General features: G+C 64.3%; 18 protein-coding genes and 1 riboswitch. Of the genes, 6 read left to right on the forward strand and 12 right to left on the reverse strand.

Annotated features, from left to right (window positions below):
* Nucleotides 1-52: 52 nt before the first annotated feature.
* From BLU15_RS01775 to BLU15_RS01805, 7 genes are all read right to left on the reverse strand, one after another.
* Complete coding sequence (locus BLU15_RS01775; protein WP_176960255.1) at nucleotides 53-2860, reverse strand: mechanosensitive ion channel family protein; 2808 nt, start codon at nucleotides 2858-2860, stop codon at nucleotides 53-55.
* A gap of 126 nt (nucleotides 2861-2986) precedes the next feature.
* Nucleotides 2987-3547, reverse strand: a complete 561-nt coding sequence (locus tag BLU15_RS01780) for a DUF924 family protein (protein ID WP_060601111.1) — start codon at nucleotides 3545-3547, stop codon at nucleotides 2987-2989.
* Between the two features lie 93 nt (nucleotides 3548-3640).
* Nucleotides 3641-4624, reverse strand: a complete 984-nt coding sequence (locus BLU15_RS01785; protein WP_060520775.1) for a FecCD family ABC transporter permease — start codon at nucleotides 4622-4624, stop codon at nucleotides 3641-3643.
* Between the two features lie 87 nt (nucleotides 4625-4711).
* Nucleotides 4712-5665, reverse strand: a complete 954-nt coding sequence (locus BLU15_RS01790; RefSeq protein ID WP_034788092.1) for an ABC transporter substrate-binding protein — start codon at nucleotides 5663-5665, stop codon at nucleotides 4712-4714.
* Complete coding sequence (locus BLU15_RS01795) at nucleotides 5662-6465, reverse strand: ABC transporter ATP-binding protein (protein ID WP_090294051.1); 804 nt, start codon at nucleotides 6463-6465, stop codon at nucleotides 5662-5664. Before BLU15_RS01795 ends, BLU15_RS01790 begins: the two co-directional genes overlap by 4 nt.
* Nucleotides 6466-6487: 22 nt before the next feature.
* Entirely contained in the window at nucleotides 6488-6901 is a 414-nt protein-coding gene (locus BLU15_RS01800) for a DUF1636 family protein (protein WP_034788085.1), read from the reverse strand.
* A 104-nt stretch (nucleotides 6902-7005) separates the two neighbouring features.
* A riboswitch (cobalamin riboswitch) is annotated at nucleotides 7006-7222 on the reverse strand.
* A gap of 183 nt (nucleotides 7223-7405) precedes the next feature.
* A complete protein-coding gene (locus BLU15_RS01805; protein ID WP_200949942.1) occupies nucleotides 7406-7882 on the reverse strand; it encodes a RidA family protein in 477 nt (158 codons plus the stop codon).
* Nucleotides 7883-8363: 481 nt separating this feature from the next.
* On the opposite strand from BLU15_RS01805, the gene aspT reads away from it, so the two are divergent.
* From aspT to BLU15_RS01820, 3 genes are all read left to right on the forward strand, one after another.
* The gene (gene aspT, locus BLU15_RS01810; RefSeq protein ID WP_226020693.1) at nucleotides 8364-10052 is read left to right on the forward strand and encodes an aspartate-alanine antiporter; all 1689 of its coding nucleotides are present in this window, start codon (nucleotides 8364-8366) and stop codon (nucleotides 10050-10052) included.
* Nucleotides 10053-10110: 58 nt separating this feature from the next.
* Nucleotides 10111-11763, forward strand: a complete 1653-nt coding sequence (locus BLU15_RS01815; protein ID WP_051659121.1) for a bifunctional aspartate transaminase/aspartate 4-decarboxylase — start codon at nucleotides 10111-10113, stop codon at nucleotides 11761-11763.
* Nucleotides 11764-11942: 179 nt separating this feature from the next.
* Entirely contained in the window at nucleotides 11943-13622 is a 1680-nt protein-coding gene (locus tag BLU15_RS01820; protein ID WP_090294053.1) for an aspartate:alanine exchanger family transporter, read from the forward strand.
* A 177-nt stretch (nucleotides 13623-13799) separates the two neighbouring features.
* Here BLU15_RS01820 and BLU15_RS01825 read toward each other — a convergent pair whose 3' ends face one another.
* The 3 genes from BLU15_RS01825 to BLU15_RS39400 form a co-directional block, all read right to left on the reverse strand.
* Complete coding sequence (locus BLU15_RS01825; RefSeq protein ID WP_060584836.1) at nucleotides 13800-14279, reverse strand: SRPBCC family protein; 480 nt, start codon at nucleotides 14277-14279, stop codon at nucleotides 13800-13802.
* Between the two features lie 120 nt (nucleotides 14280-14399).
* Nucleotides 14400-16175 (reverse strand): SLC13 family permease, encoded by a 1776-nt coding sequence (locus BLU15_RS01830; RefSeq protein ID WP_090294054.1) that lies wholly within the window; start codon nucleotides 16173-16175, stop codon nucleotides 14400-14402.
* Nucleotides 16176-16383: 208 nt separating this feature from the next.
* Entirely contained in the window at nucleotides 16384-16539 is a 156-nt protein-coding gene (locus BLU15_RS39400) for a hypothetical protein (RefSeq protein WP_156400733.1), read from the reverse strand.
* An 858-nt stretch (nucleotides 16540-17397) separates the two neighbouring features.
* Between BLU15_RS39400 and BLU15_RS01840 the strand changes: the two genes are divergently transcribed.
* Nucleotides 17398-17697 (forward strand): putative periplasmic lipoprotein, encoded by a 300-nt coding sequence (locus BLU15_RS01840; RefSeq protein ID WP_034788071.1) that lies wholly within the window; start codon nucleotides 17398-17400, stop codon nucleotides 17695-17697.
* Between the two features lie 18 nt (nucleotides 17698-17715).
* Here the strand turns inward: BLU15_RS01840 and BLU15_RS01845 are convergent, their stop codons facing one another.
* Nucleotides 17716-18609, reverse strand: a complete 894-nt coding sequence (locus BLU15_RS01845; RefSeq protein WP_034788068.1) for a LysR substrate-binding domain-containing protein — start codon at nucleotides 18607-18609, stop codon at nucleotides 17716-17718.
* A 142-nt stretch (nucleotides 18610-18751) separates the two neighbouring features.
* Between BLU15_RS01845 and BLU15_RS01850 the strand changes: the two genes are divergently transcribed.
* A complete protein-coding gene (locus tag BLU15_RS01850; RefSeq protein WP_060584830.1) occupies nucleotides 18752-19144 on the forward strand; it encodes a RidA family protein in 393 nt (130 codons plus the stop codon).
* Nucleotide 19145: 1 nt separating this feature from the next.
* Nucleotides 19146-20258 carry an NADH:flavin oxidoreductase gene (locus BLU15_RS01855; RefSeq protein ID WP_090294058.1) on the forward strand — a complete coding sequence of 371 codons (1113 nt, stop codon included), beginning with the start codon at nucleotides 19146-19148 and terminating at the stop codon, nucleotides 20256-20258.
* A 72-nt stretch (nucleotides 20259-20330) separates the two neighbouring features.
* On the opposite strand, the gene BLU15_RS01860 is transcribed toward BLU15_RS01855, so the two are convergent.
* Nucleotides 20331-21296, reverse strand: a complete 966-nt coding sequence (locus BLU15_RS01860; protein ID WP_090294060.1) for an MBL fold metallo-hydrolase — start codon at nucleotides 21294-21296, stop codon at nucleotides 20331-20333.
* Between the last annotated feature and the right edge of the window lie 14 nt (nucleotides 21297-21310).

Below are 21310 nucleotides of genomic sequence, written 5' to 3' on the forward strand. Positions count from 1 at the left end.
TTGCATGCTTTTTATGGCAGGCCGGCTGAATAGTGGCTGAACGGTCCGTTTATCAGCGGTTTGGGTTTGCCCGGCGGCTGGCGCTCCGGCGGCTGCTTGCCCCCTCCACTTCGCGCTCCTCGTCGAGCGGCGCCGCAGCGGCAGTTTTCTTGTCCGAAGCGGCAGACTTGGCTGCGGCCCTTTCCTCGGCGGAGGTGGCGCCCTTCGGCTCGCCGACCTCTTCCGGGTGGTGGCTTTCGATGCCGGTCTGGTCCTCGACCGGCACGTCCTCGATCTTGACCGGGAACGGCGCGCCGATGCCCTCGTCGCGGAAGCGTTCGTAGATCGAGACGCGCAGGTCGTTGCGCACGCCGCCGCCGGTCAGGACGTCGGCCACGTAGATGCGCAATTCGAAGGTCATGCGGTCATCGCCAAAGGCGGTGAAGCCAACGCTCGGCGACGGGTTCTTCAAGACCATGGGATGGGCGGCCGCGATCTCGGCGAGCAGCTCCATGATCCGGCGCGGCTCGCTGGCATAGGTGACGGTGATGGCGATTTCGGAGCGGCCGAGCTTGTTGCGGTGCGTCCAGTTGCCGACCGAGGCGTTGATGAGCAGCGAGTTCGGCATCATGATCGACTGGTGCTGGAAGGTCTCGATCTCGGTCGCGCGGACAGAGATGCGCTTGACGAAACCTTCCGTCGTGCCGCTGACGATCCAGTCCCCCACCTTGAACGGGCGCTCGACGAGCAGGATGAGCCCCGAAACGAAGTTCGAGACAATGTTCTGCAGGCCGAAACCGACACCGAGCGAGAGAGCACCGGCAACGAGCGCGAGGTTGGAGAGGTCGATGCCGGCCGCCGACAGGCCGATCAGCCCCGCAAGCCCGACGCCGGTATAGCCGATGCCGGTGCGGATCGAATTGCGCACGCCCGCATCGACCCGGCTGCGTGCCATGATGTTGCCGTCGATCCAGCGCTGCACGAAACGGGTGACGGCGTAGCCGAGCGCGAAGAACAGGATGCCGGCGAGGATGCCAACCAGCGAAATCGTGATCGAGCCGATCTTGATCTCGGTCACCATCCGGTAGGCCCAGGACTCGATGTCGGCGACCTGGAAGCCCCACTGCAAGAGGATCAGCGGGATGAAGAACATCACGACCAGCGCGTAGATGCTGAGGCCCGCGGCAAGGCCGATCTGGTCGAGCGCCACCTGTTCGAGATTATAGCGCCGCTCGAGATAACGCCCGGCGGCGGTCTCGGCAAAGGCGCCCTGCTTGGCAACCGCCCGGCCGGTGAGGATGCCGATATACATCGTGACGAGGATCGCGCCCGTAATGATGATCTGCGTGGCGATGAAGCGGGCAAGACCGACATAGCCCGACACAGCGGCAATGATGAGCAAGGCGCCGGTCGCGAGCAGCGCGAAAGACACCACCCGCGGCCAGGCGCGGCCATGGGCGTCGAAGGATTCATCCTTCCTGAGCGTCGGCTTGATCCAGGCCGAAGCCATGATGATCAGGCCGATGACGATGGAGGCAATGTAGCTCTTGACGACGGTCAGGACGACAGGCGAACCGAGCGCCTCGCTGACGCCGCCGAAGAGGTAGTCGAGGCCGTTGACCAGCGCCATGGCGAAGATCGCGATCATCAGCATCCGCGCGCCGCGATCGGAAACCCGGACGAGCCGCCAGCGCGAATCGCGCGGCGACAACACGGCCTGAGCGAGCCTCGTCACGAAGAAGACGACGACGGCGACCCCGAGCGTGATTGCAATGATCGGTGCGATATCGGAACGCAGCACGTTGAAGCCGCGCAGGAACAGGAAGCTCGAGACCGCGAAGGCTGCCGACGCGATGGTCGGGATCAGTGTCGACCAGAATGCGACGGAGAGCCGCCGGAAGTAGCTCGGCTCCTCATCGGTAATGTCATGCTCGATCAGCGGGCGAAAGAGCCTGCGGCTGCCGGAAAGGAACACGAGCGCCGCCAGCAGCGACAGGAACAGCGCCGTCAGGAGCGGCACGCGCTTGTAGTTCCAGGCAAAGCTCAGCCAGCTCCCGACGCTGCGCGACAGCACCCGGGTCTCGTCCGCCGTCGCCGTCAGCGCGTCGTCGAACATTCCGGTCGACACTTCGGTGTTCTTCAGGAGCGTATTGGAAAACAGCGCGCGCCTTGTCGCGGTAATGGCGTTGGACAGCTTCGTCGCCTGCACCGACAGGCCTTCCGCCTCGCCGGTCAGCGCATTGATGGCACCACGTTCGGCCATCAGCCGCTTGCGCTCGGCCGTCACAATGTCGGCTTCGGGCGGTTGCCCCTCGGCCGGCGGATCGCCAAGTTCGGTCAGCCGCGCCTTGATTTCGTCGAGGCGCGGGCGGGTCGAAACCGAAACGCCGATGATCTGTTTGGCGAGCGCGTCGACCTGAACCTTGAGGTCGGCAAGCACGATGTCGTCGTCCTTGGCTTTCTCGACCCGTTCGGTCAGTCCCTTCAGTTCCTCGTCGGCCTTGGTCAGCTGCTCGGCCGCCTGGCTCTGGGCCGGCGGCGTCGCATCCGCCGGCAAGGCATCGGCCGCCGGCTGGGCATTCTGGGCAGGCTGTGTGGTTGTCGCCGCAGGTTCCGTGGCACCGGGGGTCGCCCCGTTCTCCGCTGGCTGCGCCTCCTGCGCCGGCTTGCCGGCAGCAGGCTGGGCGGCGGTCTGGGACGATTGTGCCCCTTGCGGCGATTGCGCCGGCTGTGTCGATTTCTGGCCCGCCTGCCCGTTTGCCTGTGCGGTTTGTTGCGCTGTCGGCTGCGCCGCCTTCTGGGCCATGACCGGGCCGCCCACGGCAAGCGCCAGCAGGCAGACGAGAATGGCGGGCAGTTTTCCGACAGAACGCAATTTCATGATCCTTGCAGATTGAGACCGTGGTCCGGAATCGCTCCGGCCGTCTTCACGTTTCGATGTGAATACGAAAGACGGCGGAAAGATGCAAAGAACGGCGATAAATCCCCGTCAGCGCCCGCTTTCCCGTTAAAAACCGGCGCCGGGCTGCGCCAGATAGGCAAGTTCGGCCTCCGTCGAGGGCCGCGCCAGGAAGGCGTTGCGATGCGGGAAACGACCGAACTGCTCGATCACCTCGCGGTGCCGGATGGCATAGTCGAGATAATCGGCATCGCCGAGCTCGGTAAAGAGCTTCACCGACATGGTCTGGTCGGTAAGGTTTTCCGAATGCTCGAAGGGCAGATAGACGAAGGCGCGCCATTCCGGCTTGATCGCCATGTCGGCACCGGCGCCAACGGCGAGCTTGGCCTCGTGCAGTGCCAGGCAATCGGTGGCAAAGGCGAGCGGCGTGCCGCGAAACATGTTGCGCGGCATCTGGTCCAAAAGCACGATCGCCGCCAGCCGGTTTTCCGGGCTCGCGCGCCAGATCTCGTCGACACCACGGGCCAGCGCCAGGTGCGACGCCTGGAAGCGGCTGATACAGGCCTGGTCGAGTTCGTGGCTCGTCCCGAACCAGTCGTCATAGGTGAGTTCGCCAAACCAGAAATTCAGAACGTCCTGCGGCGTGCAGATGTCAGCTTCGTTCGCCATATGCTCCTCACATGCGGGCCAATCGCCGATCCCTCGGCTGCGCTAACACATAGGCCGGAACCGGCCCTTGTCCATAACGTGTTCCTACCCGCCTTACGCGCGTCGCTTCAGGATGGCAATGAAGGCGATGCCGCCGACGAGCCCGGTGACGACGCCGATCGGCATGTCCTCCGGCGCCATGATGACGCGGGCCGCCAGATCCGCAAGGATGAGCGTCAGCGCCCCGAAGAAGGCCGAGAGCGGAATGACCCGCACGTTGTCGCTGCCGGCCAGAAGCCGCACGAAATGCGGCACCATCAGCCCGACGAAACCGATCGCGCCGGAAAAGGCGACCATCACCCCGGTCAGAAGTGCGGTGACGACGAACAGCGTCAGCCGGAAGCGGCGCACGGGAATGCCGAGCGTCATCGCGGTTTCGTCGCCCATGGCGAGCGCATTGATTTCGCGCGCCCGGATCATCAGCCAGCCGAGGGAGGCGAAAAGCACCACGCCGGGATAGACGAGCTGCGACCATTGCGCCAGGCCAAGACCGCCGAGCATCCAGAAGATGACCGTATGGGTCGCCCTCGGGTCCCCAAGGAAAATCATGAGGTTGCCGACGGATGTCAAGACGAAGGCGACCGCGACGCCGGCCAGCACGAGACGGTCGGCGCTGCTCCCGAGCACGCGGGAGACGAAGGCGACGAGCACGGTTGCGAGCAGCGCGCCGGCAAAGGCAAAGAGCGGCACCGTGGCAAGACCGAGGATCATGCCGGTGTGCAGCAGCGCCACGATCGCGCCGAGCGCGCCGCCGGAGGAAACGCCGAGCAGATGCGGATCGGCAAGTGGATTGCGCGTGACCGCCTGCAGCACGGCGCCAGTCAGCCCCAGCCCGGCGCCGACGAGGCCCGCCAGCATGACGCGCGGCAGGCGCACGTCCCAGACGATGCTCTCGCGCCCCGCCGACCAGAAAGCCTCGACGCTGCCCGGAGAAATCTTGCTGGCGATGATCGACCAGACGGTCGCAACCGGGATCGGCGCCGAGCCGAGCGATACGCCGGCCGTGACGGTCAAGGCCAGCAGCAAAAGCGCCGTCATGAGACCGGCACCCGCCTTCAGCGCCCGTGCCGGCGCTAGGCGTGAAACGGCGACGGGACCAGGCGACGCATCCTCAGCCAGCATCGCTTACAGGCCCTCGCCCTGAAAGGCCTTGGCAAGCCTGGCAATGGCGTCGATGTTGCGCGGGCCTGGCGTCGCTTCGACATAATCGAGCACGACGAAGCGATCGTTCTTGACGGCATCGACATTCTTGAAGGCTGCATTGTTCTTCATGAAGGCGATCTTGTCCTCGGCCTTCACCTCGCCGTAGTTGACGATGACCACCACTTCCGGGTTGCGCTCGATCACCGGTTCCCAGGAGATTTCCACCCAGCTCTTTTCCACGTCGTCCATGATGTTGGCGCCGCCGGCGGCCTCGATCATCGCCGTCGGAATGCCGAAGCGGCCGGAAGTAAACGGCTTCTCTTCGCCGGAATCATAGACGAAGACCCGCGTCGGGTTAGCCTTGCCGGCGTTCGCCTTGGTGATCTCGGCAAGCTGGCGGCGATAGCCGTCAACCAGCGTCTCGGCGCGATCCTCGACGCCGAAGATGCGGCCGAGATTGAGAAGATCGACGAACATGTCGTTCATATCAGGCTTCTGCTTGGCCATCACGTGGATGCAGGATTCGGTCAGCTCGTAGACGCCGATCTTGAAGGGCGCCAATGTCTCGGGCGTGACCTCGCCGCCGACCTTCATGCCGTAGTTCCAGCCGGCAAAGAGGAAATCGGCATCGGCGTTGAGCAGCACTTCCTTGGTCGGATATTTCTCCGAAAGCTCCGGCAGTTCCTTGACGCCTTCGCGCAGCTTCTCGTCCAGCGTCTTCCAGCCGGAGACGCCGGTATAGCCGACCATGCGGTCCTGGAGCCTCAGCGCCAGCATCATCTCCACCAGGTTGACGTCGTTGGCGATCGCGCGCTTCGGCGCCGCGTCGAAGGTCACCTCGCGGTTGCAGCTCTTGACGGTGACCGGATAGGCCAGCGCCGGCGTGGCGGCGGCAAGCACGAAAAGAAGGGAAAATGGGGCAATATTGATCTTCATGAAATCGATCCCTGTCGAGGAAGTGAAAAGGAAAAGCGGGCGCCGCCGGCAGCGGCATTGTGAACGGTGGCGGTGACGCCGAAGGCGGCCGAAAGCTCGCCGGGGCTGAGCACCTCTTCGGGCGGGCCGAAGGCCGTCAGCCGCCCGGTGGTCAAGATCGCGACATCTGTCGCAAACTCGGCGGCGAGATTGATGTCGTGCAGCGTCGAGACGATTGTCAGTTTCAGCGTCTGCAAGAGCTCGAGGATTTCGAGCTGGTGGCGGATGTCGAGATGGTTCGTCGGCTCGTCGAGGATGATGATGCGCGGTTCCTGTGCCAGCGCGCGGGCGATCAGCACCCGCTGCTTCTCACCGCCCGAAAGCGTCGAGAACTGGCGACCGGCAAGATGGGCAAGATCGAGATGCGCGAGCGCATGCTGCACCCGCTCGCGGTCGAAATCGTTCCAGCCGCTCAAGCCCTCCCGCCGCGGAATGCGTCCCATCATCACGACGTCGCGCACGCTGAAGGGAAAATCGCCGGGCATCTCCTGCAAGACGACGGCGATTGTCCTTGCCGCCTCGCGGGCCGAGATCGACCAGAGATCGACGCCATCGACCGAAACACGGCCGGCATTCGGCTGCACCGCCCGGTAGAGGCAGCGCAGAAGCGAGGTTTTGCCGGCGCCATTCGGCCCGAGGATCGCAAGCCGGCTGCCGGCCGCGATCGCAAAGCCGATGTCGTTGACCAGCGTCAGGCCCGAACGCGGCCCCCAGCGAAGGCCCTCGACCGTGAGGGCTGCACCCGTCGCGTTGCAGCTCATGGGTTCGTTCCTCTGCGCGACCTCATTGGAAGTGCCCGCCAAGATCTTCGGAGACGAGCATCGCCGCGGGAATGCGGGCAAGCGTCTTGCCTTTCAGCCCGCGCGGCCGTTCCGCCGCCCGCGTCATGCCATCGCCACGCTCGGCATAGGTTGTGGCAAAGCGCACGAGATCGTCGATGTCCTCTTCCGGCGAGACGTCGCCGAAGAGATAGGTCGCCTTCCCCGTTGCCTGGAAGGCGATGGTGCAGGGCCGCGTGCAGGCCGCCATGCAGACCGTTCCGGCGATCGAGAAGTCGCGATCGAGCGGTGCGCCGAGCGCTGCGATGCTCAGGTTGAGCCGCTTGATCAGCTCGGCACCGGGCACGCATGGGCCGCCGGTGAAGCGGCAATCGGTGCAGACCGTTATCTTGTGCTGTCGGAAATTCGGCTCAGCCATTCCTGCCCTCCGCCGGACTGACGGCAAGAGATGGCGAAACGGCAAGAGGACGGAAAACCGTCGTATGAAAGCCAGTTCTTTTCCATCGGAACACCCCGTCCGTTGTGGTTGATCGGTTCGATGGCAGGTCTCCTGGCTCGCGGGTCGTGGCGCATCCACGTCTTCCCGGTCTTCGACCAGTGACATGGTGTGAATGCGCTTTCCGCTCACAGTTGCGGGGGCAGCCACGGTCTCGGCCCCATCAGGGTCGTCCGTTCCGTGTTCCCTTTTCAGCCGCTTCCGCATTGTCGCGGACGCAGCACCATCAACGCCTTCCTCGCATGAATCGGCGGATGAGACAACCGCACGACACAGGCGGGAGGGATCTATCAACATGCGGCGTTTCGTCATGCGAGATTTGTTATAAAATAACATTACGTAGCGCAAGCCGAAAATTGGGCGCCGGACACAATCCGACGCCCGCGATAGCGACCACCTTTCCGCTAAAAGACGTGCCGTGCTACCTCAGAACTCCGGCGGCAAGAGTTCGGCCGTCAGCGTCACCGCGACAGAGGCGTTGCCCGGCAGGTTGCGCACGCCGCAGACGGAGCGAACATGGCCAGCCCTTTCGCCAAAGGCGGCCGCCAGAAGCTCGGAAGCACCGTCGAGGACCTTCGGGTGCTCCAGGAAATCCTCAGTGCAGGCGACATGTCCCTCCAGCCGGACGATCTGGCGAATACGCTCGAAACGGCCGAGATGCTCATGGATCTGCGCCAGCGCGTTGAGCACTGCCAACTCTGCGGCCTTGCGCCCCTCGTCGATGGTCACATCGCGCCCGAGCAGCCCCGTATGCACGAAGCGCCCGTCCAGCAATGGCCCCTGCATCGAAACATGAAGCATCTCACCCGCCTCGATCACCGCGCGGTAGGCGCCGAGCGGCCTCGGCGGCGTCGGGAGCTGAACGCCAAGTGCGCCGAGCCTTCGGATAACCTCGTCCATCATTGCTTCCCCTCCTCGTCACCTTACGAACCGGCCGCCTTGCGGAGACGACACCGCTTTTTTCTCAAGCCCTCGAAGTTCTGCCGCCCCTATCGCAAGCAGCAAGACGCGCCGTTCCGTGCCCAGCAACTTTTCCAAGCATAACCAAGAGAAAACGCCTCATGCTTCACGTTGGGAGATAACGTTACGAATTACAACACCAGAGTTGAAGTGCCATCGCGATCCGGGCCAGTGCCGCGGTCTTGCGATCGAATGCGACCGACACATCGCGGCGGCCTCGATCCCCAACCCCAAGCAAAAACGCTGAAATGTAACATACGTTACGCTCACGTAACCCTATGCCCGTTGAGAATTTCGACGACCGAAGCGACAATTGCCGGGATTAAGATTGGGCATCGACAAGCCTCGGAAACAAGCTCAACTTAGCCGCGCAGATCCCGAAATGAAGTGACGGCAACTCAACTTTCAGAGGGGAATAGCATCAGTGAATCCCATTGATTTCTTCGTCGACACGCTTCGGACCTATCCGCCTGTCGCCGTCTTCCTCGCCCTCGGCATCGGCTTCCTCATCGGTCCGATCAAGGTCGCGGGGTTCAACCTTGGAAATGTCACCGCCACGCTGCTTGCGGGCGTTCTCATCGGACAGCTGGGTATCCAGGTTTCCGGCGACCTGAAATCCACCCTGTTTTTGATTTTCCTCTTCGCCGTCGGCTACGGCGTCGGGCCGCAATTCGTGCGGGGCTTGAGCACCGATGGACCGAAACAGATCGCCTTTGCGCTCTCCGTGCTGGTGCTGTGCCTCGTCGTTCCCTATCTCTGCGCGCTGATTGCCGGGCTGCCGCTCGGCTATGGCGCCGGCATGTATGCCGGCTCGCAGACGATCTCGGCTGCAATCGGGGTTGCGACCGACCAGATCAATTCGCTCGGGCTGACGCCGGAGCAGGCCAAGACCTTTGCCGACCAGATCCCGATCGCCTATGCGGTGACCTATATCTGGGGCACGATCGGCTCGGCGATCATCCTCGCCCAGCTCGGTCCCAAGCTTCTTGGCATCGACCTTCCGGCGGCCTGCCGCGAATACGAGGCCAAGCTCGGCGGTGGCAGCGAAAGCAGTGAGCCCGGCATTACCCGCGCCTATCACGACTTCGGCCTCCGGGCCTATCGCGTCGACGCGGCAAGCGGGCTCACCGGGAAACCGGTCAAGGACATCCTTCCCGGGATCCGCGTCTTCGTCGAGCGCCTGCGGCGCGGCGACCAGATCATCGAGGCCGATGGCAACACCGTGCTGCAGCCGGGCGACGTCGTCGCCTTTTCGGGCCGGCGTTCGCTGCTCGTCGAAAACCTGGACAACAAGCTGCTCGAGGTCGAGGACAAGGAGCTGCTCAACGCGGAAGCCGAAGTCCTCGATGTCTACGTGACCAGCAAGGCGCTCGCCGGCAAGACGCTGGCGGAAGTCAGCACCATGGATTGGGCGCGCGGCGTCTATGCCCGCAAGATCATCCGCTCGCTGGTCGAGATCCCGGTGCTGCCCGGGACGACGGTCGAGCGCGGCGACATCGTCACCATCGGTGGCGCGAAACGCCATGTCGAAGCGGCGATCAAGGCGCTCGGCTTTGCCGACCGGCCTGTCGAGACGACCGACATCGCCTTTCTCGGCTGGGGGCTTTTCATCGGCGCGATGATCGGTGCGCTGACGATCACGATCGGCGGCATCCCGATCGGCCTTTCGACCTCCGGCGGCGCGCTTCTGGCGGGCCTCGTGCTCGGCTGGCTGCGCACCACCTACCCCGCCTTCGGCCGCATCCCGTCACCGGCGCTGTGGCTGATGAACACGCTCGGCCTCAACATCTTCATCGCCGTCGTCGGGATCGGCGCCGGCCCGGGCTTTGTCGCAGGCCTGCAGGAGGTCGGCATTTCGCTGTTCATCTGGGGCGTGGTCGCCACATCGATCCCGATGATCGCCTCGGTGCTCCTCGGCCACTATGTCTTCAAGTTCCACCCGGCGATCCTGTTTGGCGCCTGCGCCGGTGTGCGAACGACGACGGCAGCGCTCGGCATGATCCAGGAGGCGGCCAAGAGCAAGGTGCCGGCGCTCGGCTACGGCATGCCCTACGCCATCGGAAACACGCTGCTGACCATCTTCGGCCTCGTCATCGTCATCATGCTCGCCTGAGGCGAACGGGCGAAGCCGACCATCGTTCAAAATGCATAGATCACAGGGAGTGTGGACCATGTTGGACAGAAATTTCTACGACAGCCTTTCCGATCTCAGCCCGTTCGAAATCAAGGACGAACTGATCAAGCTCGCCAAGTCGAGCTCACAGAAATCCGCCAAGGCTTTCCTCAATGCCGGCCGCGGCAACCCGAACTGGACGGCGACACGCGCTCGCGAAGCCTTCTTCCTGCTCGGCCAGTTTGCGCTGACGGAAGCCAAGCGCGCCTATTACGACCCGAAGGCCGGTGTGGCCGGCATGCCGCCGAAGGACGGCGCCCACGCGCGGTTCGAAAAGTGGACGAAGAAGCTGCTGCAGAACACGGCCGACTGGGACGAAGAGGATGAAGGCATCCCGCCGGCAAAGACGCTTTCCGACGCCGTCAACTACGCCATCACCACCTTCCGCTTCGATGCGGACGCCTTCGTGCACGAGCTCACGGACTCGATCATCGGCGACAACTATCCGGTTCCCGATCGGGCGCTGCACCACAACGAGATCATCACCCACGAATACCTGATGTGGGCAATGTGCGCCGGCCACCGACCGAAGGCAAAGTTCGACCTTTACCCGGTCGAAGGCGGCACCGCCGCCATGTGCTACATCTTCAAGGCACTGAAGAACGCCCGCCTGCTTAACGCCGGCGACACGATCGCGCTCGGAACGCCGATCTTCACGCCCTATCTCGAAATGCCGGAGCTGGAGGACTACGATCTCAAGACCATCAACGTCAGCGCCGAGCAGGAGGACCGGTTCCAGTTCACCGACGAAGACATCAAGGCGCTGGAGAACCCCAAGGTGAAGGCGTTGTTCCTGGTCAACCCCGGCAACCCGTCCGCCGTGGCGATGGATCCGGATTCGATCAAGCGCCTTGTCGATCTCGTCAACAAGAAGCGCCCCGACCTGATCGTGCTGACGGACGACGTCTACGGCACCTTCGTTCCGGGCTTCCAGTCGCTGCTTGGGCATCTGCCGCGCAACACGATCGGCGTCTACTCCTATTCGAAGTACTTCGGCTGCACCGGCTGGCGCCTCGGCGTCATTGCCGTCGCCGAGGACAACATCTTCGACGAGAAGATCAAGGCCCATGGCGAACCGATCCAGAAGCTCCTTGAAAAACGCTACAAGGCGATGACGCCGAAGCCGCGCGAGGTGAAGTTCATCGACCGCATCGTCGCCGACAGCCGCGACGTGGCCCTGAACCACACCGCCGGCCTGTCGCTGCCCCAGCAGGTGATGATGACGCTCTTCGGCCTGGTCGAGCTGATGGACGTCGAGAAGGCTTACCAGAAGGCCTGCATCGCCATCTGCACCAAGCGCTTCTGGAACCTGATCGAGGGCATGGGGGTCGAGTCCAATCCGGGCATCTATTTCGACCACTATTACGGTATCATCGACTTCGAGTTCTGGCTGCGCAAATATGTCGGCGAGGATGTCGTCACCTGGGTGAAGGACAACATCCACCCGCTCGACATTCCCTTCCGGCTTGCCGAGGACCACGGCATCGTGCTGCTCAACGGCTCGGGTTTCGATGCGCCGAGCTGGTCGGCACGCGTCTCCTTCGCCAACCTCAATGACGAAGCCTATTCGCAGATCGGCCGCGCCGTGCGCTCGGTGGCGCGCGGTTACGTCCAGACCTACCAGGCCGCCAAAGGCCTGAAGATCAGCTAGCCGATCGGGCGGCCGGCAGCCATGCCGGCCGCCCTTCCCCAACGCCTGGCCAGTGTTTCCCTCGGCCGACAAGCATCCCCGCATCTCCGGCTGGCGACTTTCTTTCCGCCGGCTCAGCGACCAGCGCATCATCCAGCTGAAGCGGCTTTCTTCGGCTTGGCACCGGGAGGAACCGCCGCGTGATCGACCACCTGTTCAGCATCCTGCGGGCGCATCCGGAGCTTGCCCTGTTCCTCGCGCTCGGCATCGGCTACGCGGTCGGCAAGATCACCATCTTCGGCGTCACCATCGGCGCCGTCACCGGCTGCCTGCTGGCGGGCGTGCTGATCGGCCAGACCGGTGCTGTGCTCTCCAACGACGTCAAGCAGGCGTTCTTCCTGCTCTTCCTCTTTGCCATCGGCTACCGCACCGGCCCGCAATTCTTCCAGAGCCTCAACGCCGACGCGCTGCCGCAGATCGCCGTCACCGTCACGCTCTGCGTCGTCGCGCTTGCCGTTGCGATCGTGCTGTCGATGCTCTTCGGCTTCGATCTTGGAACGGCAGCCGGGGTGCTCGCCGGCGGCGCGACGGAATCGGCGACCGTCGGCGTGGCGATCGACGCCTTCCGCAAGACGGCACCGACGCCGGAAGCGGCGAGCCAGTTCGAATCCGCCGTGGCGACCGGCTTTGCCGTCGCCTATCTCGTCGGTGTCGTGACCGCCATCCTCGTCCAGTCGCAACTGGCGCCGCGGATGTTTGGCCGCAGCCTCAAGGAGGCCTGCGCCGAGCTAGAAGCCGAACTGAAGATCGCGCCGCAGACGAGCGGCGACACCGCACGGCGCGAAATCGAGGCGCGCGCCTTCGTCATCGCCGACGCCCTCGTGGGGCTGACGGTCGCGGAAGCCGAAGCGCGCGTTCCCGAAAACCAGAAGGCCTATATCGAGCAGATCCGCCGGGGCGAGGAGATCATCACCCCAACGCCCAAGGAGCGCCTGCAGGCTGGAGACATCATCGCCGTTGCCGGTCTTCGCGGCTTCCTCGTCGAATATTCCAGTCGGATCGGCACCGAGATGGACGACCGCACGCTGCTCGATATCCCGGTTGAAGTGCTCGATATCGTGGTGACGAACAAGGAGGTTGCGGGAAAACGCCTGTGGCAGCTGAGGCAGCAGCCGGAAGCGCGCTCGGTGTTCCTGCGCGGCATCCTGCGCGCCGGCCAGCCGATCCCGATCTTTCCTGGCCTCACCGTCCGCCGTGGCGACGTGATGTCGATTGCCGGCGCCAGACGCCATGTCGAGGAGGTGGCGAAGCTGCTCGGCTATGCCGACCGTGAGACCACCGCAACCGACATGGTCTTTGTCGGCGTCTTCATCTTCCTCGGCGGCCTCATCGGCATCCCTGCCCTGAAACTCGGCGCGCTCGAAATCGGCCTCGGCGTCGCCGTCGGCGTGCTGATCGCGGGCCTTTGCGCCGGCTGGCTGCGCTCGGTCCGGCGCACCTTCGGTTTCGTGCCGGAGGCAACCCTCTGGTTCTTCGACAGCGTCGGGCTGTGCGCCTTCATCGCCTGCGTCGGAATCTCGGCCGGCCCGAGCTTTGTCGCCGGCCTCGTCCAGTCCGGCCCGGCGCTGGTCATCGCCAGCCTGCTGATCTGCCTGATCTCGCATCTGGCCGCACTTGCGCTCGGCCGCTGGGTCTTCGGCATGAACGAAGGCGTGCTCGCCGGCACCTGCTGTGGCGCCGGAACCTCAGCCCCGGCGCTTGCCGCCGTGCAGGAGGCGGCCGGAAGCAAGGTCCCGACACTCGGCTACGGTCTCGGCTACGCGATCGGCAACGTGCTGCTGGCGCTCTGGGGCGCGGTTCTCGTCACCGTTCTGGCGTAGCGCAGCGAGGCTCCGCTCGGTGTCGAACTGCGAGAAGGTGCGGTTGCGAGGGGGCCAGCCGACCGGACAACCCCGCCGCGGCGCGCCCTCTCGTTACGACACAAGAACGCGGGGCCCAAAGCTGCAGCGCCCGCAAATTGTGTCGAACGCGCCCGTCCGACTGCCGACCTCCAGGGGCTAGACGCCTTCCAGAAAGTGCGCTTTCTGCGCCGGATAATAGTCCGAAAATGACGGCAAAGCCTTGCCGGCGCGCGCGGCGACCAGCATATCGAGGTAATATTCCCAGCCCGGCCCGACGTCGCCTGCGAGTTTCGGGTCGCTCAAATGTTGAACCAGGCGCAGCTCCGTCGTGCCCCCCGTCTGCGTAAACGTCAACGCGATGCGCCACTCGCCGGCGTCATCCTTCATCACCACGACCAGGCGGTGCGGCGCGGCGCACTCCTCGATCAGGACATCCGTCCATGGCTGGCTTTTCTCATGGAGCAGTTGCAGCCGCACGGTCTTGCCGGGCCCCGCTTCGCCTTCCCAGCGGCCGAACCAGAGCGCGGTGCTCTCGGACTTTGTCACGCTCGTCCAAACGTCGGCGATGGGTGCATGAAACGTGCGCGTCAGGATCAGGTCATTGCCACTGACGTGGCCGGTGGGCTTGGGGCTCATGCCATCTTCTCCCTGCACGGATAGGCAAATCTGCGGCGGGCGCTACCGCGCGTCTACCTGTACACGGTAGCGGCTATTTATGCGAGCATCCCTGCCGGCGAGGCGCCAGTCGCACCACACCTAGCGCAGCGGCCACACCAGCATCAGTGTCGGGATGCTGACGATCACGATCACCACCGACAGCGGAAGGCCGAGGCGCGGATAGTCGCTGAACTTGTAGCCGCCCGGCCCCATGACCAGCGTGTTGCACTGGTGGCCGATGGGGGTGAGGAAATCGCAGCCGGCGCCGATGGCAACTGCCATCAGGAAGGCTTCCGGCTTGTAGCCGAGCGCGCCGGCGAAACTCGCGGCGATTGGCGCCATAACGAGCACGGTGGCGGCATTGTTGAGGAAAGGCGTCACCGCCATGGCGGCGAGCAGGATGATCGTCAGCGCGCCGGCCGGCGGCAGGCCTGCGGCAACCGTGCCGAGCCAGGCCGCAATGACATCGGTGCCCCCGGTCGTGCGCAAGGAATCGCTCACCGGGATCAGCGCCGCCAGCATCACCAGGATCGGCCCATCGACCGAGCGATAAAAATCGCGCAAGGGGATGATGCGGAAGACGACCATGGCGAGGGCTGCCGCGAAAAAGGCGATCGGCACCGGCACAAGTCCAACTGCCGTTGAGCCCATCGCGGCCGCCAGAACCAGAAGCGGCAGCGGTGCCTTTCGCGTCGTGCCAAGCAGGATCTCGCGCTGCGCCAGCGGCAGGCAGCCGAACTCCTGCAGGAAGAGCGTCAGTTCGCGCCGCGCGCCCTGCAGCACGATGATGTCGCCTGCCCTCAAGCGAATGCTGCCGAGTCGCTGCTTCAGCCTCTCGCCCTGGCGGCTGACGGCGAGCAGGTTGATGTTGTGGGTGTTGAACAGCGCCAGGCGCTGTGCCGACATGCCCTCGAGCGGCGAACCGCTGCCGACGACAGCTTCGATCGCCTCGATCTCGTCCCCGGCCTTTTCCCGCCCATGCGGCGCGCGGTCGCCGGCAATCTTCAGCTTGCCTTGCGAGACGATGCGATCGAGCGCTCCCGGACCGCCTTCAAAAATCAGGATGTCCTCGGCTTCGAGGGTAACGTCGGGAAGCGGCGCCAGATGCAGGCCGCGGCGAAAGATGGCGATGACGACAGCGCCGCCGTCGCCCAGTTTCACCAGATTGCTGAGCGCCTTGCCGATCGCCGGCGAACCGGCGGCAACAACCGCCTCGGACGTATAATCGGTGATCTCGATCGCCGAATGGACGGAGACATGGCTGCTGGAGCGCTGCGGCACCAGCTTGTAGGCAAAGAGCAGGAAGATGCAGCCGACCAGCGCCAGCGTCGCGCCGACGGGCGTGAAGTCGAACATCGTGAAGCTCTCGCCGGTCAGCTCCTGGCGCACGCGTGAGACGACGATGTTCGGCGACGTGCCGACCTGGGTCATCAGCCCACCGATCAGCGAGCCGAAGGCCATCGGCATCAGGAAAACCGAAGGCTGGACATTCGACCGCCGGGCAAACTGGAAGGCGACCGGCAGCATGATTGCCAGCGCCCCGATGTTCTTGATGAAGGCGGAAAGCACTGTCACCGTGATGACCAGCAGTGCGAGCTGGGCCCGGACCGATGAGATGTTCGGCAGGAACCGCTGGATGGCGGCGTCGACGATCCCCGAGCGCGCCACCCCGGCGCTGACGATCAGGGCGCTGCCGACGATGATGACGATGTCGTCGCTGAAACCATCGAAGGCATGATCGTAAGGCACGATGCCGACGGCGACCGCCAGCATCAGCGCCGAACAGGCGATCACGTCGTATCGAAACCGCCCCCAGATAAAGAAGACCATCATGGCGCCGATGACGAGAAACGCGAGAGACTGTTCGGCGGTCATGCAATATCCGGGTTCAGCGAAGAGACTGGGCGGGACGGAACGTGCGGCCGACACAAGCCGAAACGCGCAATCCGCGCAGAAGTTCACACAAGACGTAACCCATGTTTCGGCAAATCGGAATTCATCTCAGCGACAAATCTGGGCATGAGTGCGAAGCGCATGGACCGCCGGCCGCGCCCGGCGGCGAGGCGACAGCCCCTGCCGCCCGCTACTCGATGGTCCCGAATACGGCCGTCTCCAGCGTATCGATCGCCTCGTCCCGCTTCTTGCCCTTCATCAGAAATCTAACCATCCGCCAGGCGTCTCGCCCGCGCAGCGCAATGGTTATCTCGGCGGTGGCGTCCGGTTCCTTGAGCGACTTCATCGCCAGGCGCCCCTTGGCCGTTGATCATAACCGGCGTCCAGTCCGCGCTCGCCTCGTATCTCGCCCTCGCCTGCAGTTCGGCGAGCACCTCGGCATATGGCCGTTCGTTCATCGTTGCCGGGACCTGCTCGTGCCCGCCGCTTGCTTGGTCCGCGCTGATCGCGAAGAGCATGTTGTCGCGCCCGGGATCCTCGACGTGCCAGGCGGCCTCGAACGTCGTCTGCCAGCTTATCACCGGTTTGACGAAGGTCTGCATCGGGGGCGGCGGGCCACCAAGGCAGCCGGTATGTAAAGCAGCAGCATGTCGAAAATGCGCGCCAGAAAACGGGGCCATGGCCGGGCAAGCGGATATCCGGGCACTGGCGGCGGCACGTCGGCGGACGGTCCGGGTCCTGGCGTCGCGCGGCGGAGGCCGCTTTGATTTAGGCCATGTCGCAGGCCGGGATCCGCTCCCCGTGTCCCTGCCGCCAAACCAGCAGGTGAAAGCTCGTCCCGCGCGATCATCACCAGCAAAATGTTGTCGCTCACGGGCCCGTGTCGCTCGACCCGATCACATAGTGCCACGCTGCCATTTCGCCCCCAAAGGCGCGTCCAAAAAAGCTCGGAACGCACCCGAACGCTAGGTTGCGCGCAAGCCCGCCGCAGCTGTCGCGATCAGGCACTCCACAACTGGGACAAGCCGTGAACATTTGCAAGCATTGCTTGCTGGAATTCGCATGACAGAACTTGGAAATTTCCGTTTAAGCGCTACACTTTAGAAGAGAGTGCTGGACCGCACCGGCAACGATCGTCCAAGGCGTTTCCGCCTGACGCTTGACGCCGTGTGGGCCAGGCTCAGCCATTCTGAGGATCGCCGACATGAAACACGCTTTTGCCGCCCTCTCCGTCGTGCTGCTTCTCAGTGGCTGCACGGCGACCACCGGCCCCGACATCAGCTACGGTTACTCGCCGAACATGCAACCGATTCCTGGCAGCATCACCTATGGCGGGCAACCGCGTACCAAGCTGAAGAAGGCACCCGTCGGCAGCATCGTCCCGCACCAGTTCATCGATTCCTACGGCCGCAAGGTCTACGAGACCTATATCATCGAGCCCGACCGTTCGTTGCGCCTCACCAGTCGCCGTTGGGCGCCGGACTTCCTCGGCTTCGACGACTGAACGAGATCATCTCACGGATCAGGCATCGCCGCTGAACTGCGCGTGCACCCAATCGCGAAGCACGCGGGTCGCTGGCCGGTCCGCCATGCGCGGACTGTAGACCAAGTCGTATCGGTCGCTTTCCAGCGTCAGGTCGAACGGCTGGACGAGAATGCCGGAGGCAAGCTCCTCGGCGACCAGCGTGAGGCTCAAGAGGGCAATGCCCTGCCCGGCGATGGCCGACTGCACGGCATGGATCTCGTCGGTAAAGGAAAGCCCCGCGCCGGCCTCGACATCGGTGGCGCCAGCCCGTTCCAGCCATTGCCGCCAGACCGGCGCGCGCGCATCGTGGCGGCGCAGCGTGCCCCAATCGTAGTGGATGAGCGTCGCGTGCTTGAGGTCCGCGGCACTGGCCGGCGCCAGTCGCGGCACGCAAACCGGGGCGAAACGATCGGCGAACAGCGGTTCGGTGACGAGGCCCGGATAATCACCGCCGCCAAGGCGGATCGCTGCATCCGCATCCACCTCCAGATCGACCATCCGGTGGGAGGCGTCCAGCCTCAGCGTCCACTCGGGATAGGCTTCGCGGAAGGAACCGGCAAGCGGCGCCAGGCGCTTGGCGACGAAGGCGACGGTGGACGTCAACCGCGCCACCTTGCTCGCCTCCTGCCGGCGCATGTCGGCGATCGCCTGCTCGAAACGGTCGAGGCCATCACGCAGCACCGGAAAGAGCACCTGTCCCGCAGTGGTCAGCCGGACCTGCCGCGTCCCTCGTTCGAAGAGCTTGGTCTCCAGCATCTCCTCCAGCTGGCGGATCTGGTGGCTGACGGCAGTGGCCGAGACGTTCAGTTCCTCGGCCGCCAGCTTGAAGCTCATCCGCCGGGCGGCCGCTTCAAAGACCCTGAGTGCGCCGAGCGGCGGCAACTTCCTCATGATTTCCTCAATGGATGAACTCAGCTCATCTGTCGGCTGAGAAATCAATCTTTGTCAGCCGCCGAATGCCCCAGCATATTAGGATCAACAGCCAAGGCAACAGCGCCAAGATGAGAAAATCTCAAGCATGAAAGGACATCTTATGTCTCTCGAACAGGTCGTCACCCAGCCGGATCCCTACGCGCCCTTCCTGCTTTCCCAGGCGATCAAGGCCAATGGCTTCGTCTTCGTCTCCGGTCAGGCGGCAATCGGCGACGACGGCAAGCTCGTCGGCGTCGGCGACTTCGACCGCCAGGCCGAACAGGCGTTCCGCAATCTCGACCGGGCGCTCAAGGCGGCGGACTCTGGGTTAGACAAGATCGTCAAGGTCACGATCTTCCTGCGCTCCATGGAGAATTTCGCCAAGATCATCGAGCTGCGCCGCACGTGGTTTTCCGCCCCCTATCCCGCCGACAGCATCATCGAGGTCTCCTCGCTCTATTCACCGGACGCGCTGATCGAGATCGAAGCGATCGCGCTCGATGGAGGCAAGTGACATGAACGCACCGTTTGGCATCGCGTCCCCCGCCTTCACCGGCACCCGTCTCAAGCGGCTTGATTTCGCCAATCGCCTGTCCGTGGCGCCGATGACCCGCATCAGCGCCACGGCAGCCGGCGCGCCCAGCGAGCGCATGCAGCACTATTACCAGCGCTTCGCCCGCGGCGGCTTCAGCCTGATCACGACCGAGGGCATCTACACCGACAAGGCCTATTCCCAAACCTACAAGGACCAGCCAGGCCTGACCGACCGGGAACAGGCTCTCGCCTGGCGGCCGATCGTCGAGACGGTCCATGCGGAGGGCGGGCGAATCTTCGCACAACTGATGCACGGCGGCGCGCTGGCGCAGGGCAACCCGCACAGGCCCGAGACGGTAGGCCCCTCCGCCGTCCGGCCGAAGGGCAGCCAGTTGACCGGTTATCACGGCGACGGCCCCTATGCCCTGCCGCGCGAGATCAGCGATTCCGAAATCGCCGAGGCGATCGAAGGCTTCGCCAGTGCCGCCCGGTTTGCAATCGAGGTTGCCGGTTTCGACGGCATCGAGATCCACGGCGCCAACGGCTATCTGCTCGATCAGTTCTTCACCGACTTTTCGAACCGGCGGGCGGATCGTTGGGGTGGAGATATCGTTGAGCGGCTGGGCCTGTCGCTCGAAGTGCTGAAGGCAGTGCGCGTGGCGATCGGCCCCGACGTCCCGCTGGGGCTGCGGCTCTCCCAGGGTAAGGTCAACGACTTCAGGCACAAATGGGCAGAACGCGAACAAGGTGCAGCCCGCGTGTTCGAGGCGCTCGCCGAAAGCCCGGCAGACTTCGTGCACGTGACCGAGTTCGAAGCCTGGAAGCCGGCCTTCGAGGGCGGCGACGCCTCGCTCGTTTCCCTCGCCCGCCGCCACGCGCCGCGCCTGTTCATCATCGCCAACGGCAGCCTGCACGATCTCGCCCGCGCCGAGGAGGTGATGGAAGCCGGTGCCGACATGATCGCGCTTGGCCGCGGCGCGCTCGTCAATCCCGACTGGCCACAGCTCACCGCGAAACGCACCGCTCTGCGTCCGTTCGACCTGCCGTTCCTTGCGCCGATCAGCGATATCAAGGACAGCGAACTGGCTCTCTGAATGTAGAGAAACGGGCGCGCCCCGCAGGAGGCGCGCCCGTCAACTGTCCTAGTGATTGCCGGCTCCAGGCGGTCACCCCGCCGCCACGAAGCGATAGGCCGCCCCGTTGCGCTCCGCCCGCCCGATCCCCGGATAGGCCCAATGATAGCCAAGCAGCGCCAGCCGCTCCGACGCGGCCCGGTCGATCAGGGCCTTGCGATTCTTCAAGGCCAGCTCCGCATCTGTGTCGAAGCCGAAATGCCAGTCGGGGTGCTCAAAGAAGACGATGTTGCTGGTGACCGCATCGCCCGTGATCACCAAGCCCTCATGTCCGGCGCCGTCACCGCCGGAAAGCTGAAGCGAGATATGACCGGGTGTGTGGCCCCGCGTGTCGAGCACCTGCATGCCGCTGACGATTTCGTCGCCGGGCTTCACCAGGGTCAGCCGGTCCTTGACCGCAAAGAGATCGCGCTGCGCACCCTTGGCAAAGCCATGAAGCACCTGCGGCATGGTCTTTTCGAAGTTGGGATCGGTCCAGAACCGCCATTCCCCCTCCGAAACGAAGTACTGCGCATTCGGAAAGGCGAGCGTGCCGTCGGCGCCAACGGTGCCGCCCGCATGGTCAGGATGGGCATGCGTCAGCACCACCTTCGTCACCGCACTCGGGTCGATGCCGGCCGCAAGCAGATTGGCGTGAAGCTTGCCGGCGCTCTCCTGGAAACGTGTGCCCGAGCCGTCGTCGACCACGATCAGATCGTCGCCAGTGCGAATGACCGGAATATTGGTGTGAAACGGCGCCTTTTCGGGAGTGCCGCCAAGCCGGCGCATGATCTCCGGCCGCTCTTCCGCCGTTGCATCCGGCAGCACGATGCTGACCGGCAGCATGATGAAGCCGTCGCTGACGACGGAAATATCGAAGCCGCCATGCCGGAAACGTTTGATATCTGCGGCATGGGCACCTTTCAGCAGCAGGGCGGAGGCTGCAAGCGCACCGGTGCCTGCAAGGAATTCACGACGGCCGGGGCCGGAGACGTCGGTGGGATTGTGGGAAGAGGTCATGGCTCTGATCCTTG

It is taken from the genome of Ensifer sp. YR511, assembly GCF_900103045.1.
GTDB classification, from domain to species: Bacteria; Pseudomonadota; Alphaproteobacteria; order Rhizobiales; family Rhizobiaceae; genus Ensifer; species Ensifer adhaerens.

What these genes read in the sequence shown, in the direction of transcription:
- BLU15_RS01775 (WP_176960255.1), bottom strand. Translation starts at nt 2,860, where the DNA reads ATGAAATTGCGTTCTGTCGGAAAACTGCCCGCCATTCTCGTCTGCCTG.
- BLU15_RS01780 (WP_060601111.1), bottom strand. Translation starts at nt 3,547, where the DNA reads ATGGCGAACGAAGCTGACATCTGCACGCCGCAGGACGTTCTGAATTTC.
- BLU15_RS01785 (WP_060520775.1), bottom strand. Translation starts at nt 4,624, where the DNA reads ATGACGGCGCTTTTGCTGCTGGCCTTGACCGTCACGGCCGGCGTATCG.
- BLU15_RS01790 (WP_034788092.1), bottom strand. Translation starts at nt 5,665, where the DNA reads ATGAAGATCAATATTGCCCCATTTTCCCTTCTTTTCGTGCTTGCCGCC.
- BLU15_RS01795 (WP_090294051.1), bottom strand. Translation starts at nt 6,465, where the DNA reads ATGAGCTGCAACGCGACGGGTGCAGCCCTCACGGTCGAGGGCCTTCGC.
- BLU15_RS01800 (WP_034788085.1), bottom strand. Translation starts at nt 6,901, where the DNA reads ATGGCTGAGCCGAATTTCCGACAGCACAAGATAACGGTCTGCACCGAT.
- BLU15_RS01805 (WP_200949942.1), bottom strand. Translation starts at nt 7,882, where the DNA reads ATGATGGACGAGGTTATCCGAAGGCTCGGCGCACTTGGCGTTCAGCTC.
- BLU15_RS01815 (WP_051659121.1), top strand. Translation starts at nt 10,111, where the DNA reads ATGTTGGACAGAAATTTCTACGACAGCCTTTCCGATCTCAGCCCGTTC.
- BLU15_RS01825 (WP_060584836.1), bottom strand. Translation starts at nt 14,279, where the DNA reads ATGAGCCCCAAGCCCACCGGCCACGTCAGTGGCAATGACCTGATCCTG.
- BLU15_RS01830 (WP_090294054.1), bottom strand. Translation starts at nt 16,175, where the DNA reads ATGACCGCCGAACAGTCTCTCGCGTTTCTCGTCATCGGCGCCATGATG.
- BLU15_RS39400 (WP_156400733.1), bottom strand. Translation starts at nt 16,539, where the DNA reads ATGAAGTCGCTCAAGGAACCGGACGCCACCGCCGAGATAACCATTGCG.
- BLU15_RS01840 (WP_034788071.1), top strand. Translation starts at nt 17,398, where the DNA reads ATGAAACACGCTTTTGCCGCCCTCTCCGTCGTGCTGCTTCTCAGTGGC.
- BLU15_RS01845 (WP_034788068.1), bottom strand. Translation starts at nt 18,609, where the DNA reads ATGAGGAAGTTGCCGCCGCTCGGCGCACTCAGGGTCTTTGAAGCGGCC.
- BLU15_RS01850 (WP_060584830.1), top strand. Translation starts at nt 18,752, where the DNA reads ATGTCTCTCGAACAGGTCGTCACCCAGCCGGATCCCTACGCGCCCTTC.
- BLU15_RS01855 (WP_090294058.1), top strand. Translation starts at nt 19,146, where the DNA reads ATGAACGCACCGTTTGGCATCGCGTCCCCCGCCTTCACCGGCACCCGT.
- BLU15_RS01860 (WP_090294060.1), bottom strand. Translation starts at nt 21,296, where the DNA reads ATGACCTCTTCCCACAATCCCACCGACGTCTCCGGCCCCGGCCGTCGT.